This is a genomic window from Chrysiogenia bacterium, from assembly GCA_020434085.1.
Lineage (GTDB): Bacteria > JAGRBM01 > JAGRBM01 > JAGRBM01 > JAGRBM01 > JAGRBM01.
The window spans coordinates 1-2,778 of sequence record JAGRBM010000479.1; the positions used below are offsets into that span (position 1 = coordinate 1).

3 protein-coding genes are annotated in these 2,778 nt (G+C 61.2%); 1 reads left to right on the forward strand and 2 read right to left on the reverse strand.

The window, feature by feature from the left end; all coding sequences use genetic code 11:
* Positions 1-1,381 (reverse strand): UvrD-helicase domain-containing protein (locus KDH09_16225; protein MCB0221245.1); only part of this gene is annotated, 1,381 nt, incomplete at its 3' end.
* Positions 1,382-1,540: 159 nt separating this feature from the next.
* Between KDH09_16225 and KDH09_16230 the strand changes: the two genes are divergently transcribed.
* Positions 1,541-2,437 (forward strand): hypothetical protein, encoded by an 897-nt coding sequence (locus KDH09_16230; GenBank protein MCB0221246.1) that lies wholly within the window; start codon positions 1,541-1,543, stop codon positions 2,435-2,437.
* Positions 2,438-2,542: 105 nt separating this feature from the next.
* Here the strand turns inward: KDH09_16230 and KDH09_16235 are convergent.
* Positions 2,543-2,778: DUF86 domain-containing protein (locus KDH09_16235; GenBank protein MCB0221247.1), on the reverse strand; the 236-nt coding region annotated here is incomplete at its 5' end.

Genomic DNA, 2,778 nt, shown 5'->3' on the forward strand with positions numbered 1-2,778 from the left:
CTTTCTTGGTCGGGCCCGTGCCCAGCGTGCCGTCGGTGCAGGCGCGCCGCGTGGCCTCCAGCAGGCTGATGCGCTGCTGCGCGGCCGAGTCCTGCAGTTTTTCCACGGTGCCGGGGCCGATGCCGCGCGTGGGCGTGTTGATGATGCGCAGCAGGGCGACGTCATCGACCGGGTTGATCAGGAGGCGCAGGTAGCACAGCGCGTCTTTTACTTCCTTGCGGTCGTAGAATTTCTGCCCGCCCAGAATGTTGTAGGGGATGCGGTGCTTGAGCAGCTCTTCTTCGAGCACGCGGCTTTGCGCGTTGGTGCGGTAGAAGATCGCCACGTCGCGCCAGCCCTTGCCCTCAGTGTGGACGCGGTCGCGCGCGCTCTTGACGATAAAGCGCGCCTCAGCGTGTTCGTCCTCGGCATGGTGGTGGGTGACCAGCGCGCCGCCCTCGATCGCGCTCCAGAGCTGTTTGCCCTTGCGCGCGGTGTTGTGGGAAATGACCGCGTTGGCGACTTTGAGAATGTTCTGGGTGGAGCGGTAGTTCTGCTCGAGCTTGATGACCTTGGTGCCGGGGTAATCGCGCTCGAAGTTGAAGATGTTCGTGATGTCGGCGCCGCGCCACTTGTAGATGCTCTGGTCATCATCACCCACGACGCACACGTTCTGGTGCTCGCGGGTGAGCTGCTGGATGAGCTTGTACTGGACCTTGTTGGTGTCCTGATACTCGTCCACCAGCACGTACTCGAACTGCCGGGCATACTGGGCGCGCACTTCGTCGTGCTGCTCGAAAAGCCTGGTTGTCTGCACGAGCAGGTCGCCGAAGTCGAGGGCGTTCATCTGCTTGAGGCGTTCCTGGTAGCGCTTGTAGATCTGACGGAGGCGTTCCTCGCCGAATCCGAAGTCCATCTCCCACTCGTCGTCGGGCAGGTAACCCTGGTTCTTAAGCTGGTCGAACTTGCCGGCGACCATGCGCGGGTCGACGACCTTCTCCGAGAGGTCGAGCTCCTTGAGCACTTCCTTGATGAGCTGCTTCTGTTCCTTGTCGTCGTAGATGACGAAATGGGGCTCGTAGCCGAGGTGATGAATCTCGTTGCGCAGAATGCGCACGCACGAGGAGTGGAAGGTGGAAATCCACAGCCCGCCGTAGCCCATCCCGCCCAGCAGGGAATCCAGGCGCGCGCGCATCTGCTCGGCCGCCTTGTTGGTGAAGGTCACGGCGTAGATGGCCCAGGGGTCGACCCCCAGGTCCTGGATCAGATGGGCGATGCGGAAGGTAATCACCCGCGTCTTGCCGGAGCCCGCACCCGCCAGAATCAGCAGCGGCCCCTCGGTGCTCCGCACCGCCTCGGCCTGTTCGGGGTTGAGCCCCTGTTCAAAGGAAAGTCCGCTCATGGCAGGGGTGCATAGCACATGGGGCGGGGGAGGGGAGGGCTGCCGGGGAATGCGTTTTGCCCTTTTGGCGCTGTTTCACAATCGGTCATTCCTTGAAGGCTGTTTCGGGCGTATTCTCACTGATTCAGAACGAGAATTCGGGGGCGGGGAGATCAACGGATGCAGTTTTTCCGATACACATGGTTTGTCGCGGCACTGGTGCTGGCGACAGGCGCGGCAGCGTGCAATTCATCGGATCTCAATGCCGCGCTTCTTGCCGGCGAAATCAATGCAGTTCCGGCAACGGCGGTCGATCGCATGGTGTGGAACCCGATCGCTGTTCAGTTGCATGATGAAGACGACAACCCGATTACCGGGAGCGGCATTCCCGTTACCGTGTCGGTCGGCGACGGCAGCGGTGAGATCATTGGAACCACCGTGCGTCTCACGTCGTTTGGCGTCGCGATTTTCGACGACCTCTCTTATGTGAGCGATGCCGCCGACGTGATGGAAACAATCACGCTGGTGTTCTCCGCGCCGGGACTGCCCTCATTTGAAAGCGATGAGATCGAAGTCCTGCTTCCCTATGACATCGGCGCGGGGGAAGACGTCGAGCTGGAGTTTGCATCCGCCGTTGCCGCTCCCGGAACCTGTGATTTCAGCGCGAGCACGGCATTCCTGCAGATTCTGACGACGCGCAGTTCCCCCGACCCGGTGCAGATCGTATTCGGCGCGGACACGATCGTTGATCTGATCGAGTATCCCGTACCGGTTGTCGTGGTGCCCGATGCGCCGGTGCATGTCACTGGAATCGAGTCCGAGCTTCTGCTCCAGTTCGCAACAAGCCCCTTGGCGGATTTTTTCATGGATCCGGACCTGGTTCTCGATACTTCGACGGGGGAGGCGACGGCCGAAACCGGCGGGAGCGGGATCGGCTATCTGGTGATCAGCTTTGATCCCATGATGGTTCCGGTGATCGCCACCGGTGAAACCAGGGCGTTCACGTTATCGGTCGACCCGCTCGTCCCGGGTGCGGGAATGACGGTGACGTTGAACTTTACCTGCTACGCGTCGTGATCACTCCACCGTCACACTCTTCGCCAGATTTCGCGGCTGATCCACGTCGCAGCCCTTGAGGTTGGCGATGTGGTAGCTCAGCAGTTGCAGGGGCGGGGTGAGAGGCTATTCGAGCTCGGCGAGCAGGGCCTGCGCTTGTACCAGAAGATTTTCGAGAAAAGTGCCCGCAATGCCCCAGACCAGCTCGTCGTCAACGCGCCAGTAGTTGTGCACCACCACGTTGCGAAAACTGACCACGCTCTGCTTGTCGGAAAACCGATCCGCCAGCTCCGGGGCAATCCTGGCAAGCTGGGCGAGGGCCTCACCGATTGTCTGCATTTCATAGCGGAGTGCCGAGCGCA

Coding starts and splice junctions, on each gene's coding strand:
- KDH09_16230 (MCB0221246.1), top strand. CDS start 1,541: ATGCAGTTTTTCCGATACACATGGTTTGTCGCGGCACTGGTGCTGGCG.